We start from the raw sequence: 362 nt of genomic DNA on the forward strand, positions 1-362 counted from the left end.
GGGAGAGCCCCGCGGCGGCCTTCTCGATGCCCGGCAGGAGTTTGTCCATCGGCAGCCGGACACCGATCAGGCCGGTGGAAGCGACGGCGACCTCGCCGGCGCTGTGCCCCAGCACCTCGGCCGCCTTCTCGGCGGTGGCGTGAGTGTCCTGGAAACCCCCCGGCCCGGTGCAGGCATTGGCGCCACCGGAGTTGAGGACGACGGCCGAGACCTGTCCGCCCTTGAGGACCTGCTGCGACCACAGCACCGGCGCGGCCTTCACCCGGTTCGAGGTGAAGACGCCCGCGGCGGCCAGGCGGGGGCCCTGGTTGACCACGAGGGCCAGGTCGGGGCTGCCGCTCTCCTTGATCCCGGCGGCGATG

General features: G+C 72.9%; 1 protein-coding gene. It reads right to left on the reverse strand.

Annotated features, from left to right (window positions below):
• Nucleotides 1–361: bifunctional ornithine acetyltransferase/N-acetylglutamate synthase (locus tag NQU55_RS36295; RefSeq protein ID WP_256791885.1), on the reverse strand; the 361-nt coding region annotated here is incomplete at its 3' end.
• Nucleotide 362: the final 1 nt, after the last annotated feature.

Origin of the sequence: Streptomyces telluris, from assembly GCF_024519335.1 — a bacterium.
GTDB lineage: Bacteria > Actinomycetota > Actinomycetes > Streptomycetales > Streptomycetaceae > Streptomyces > Streptomyces telluris.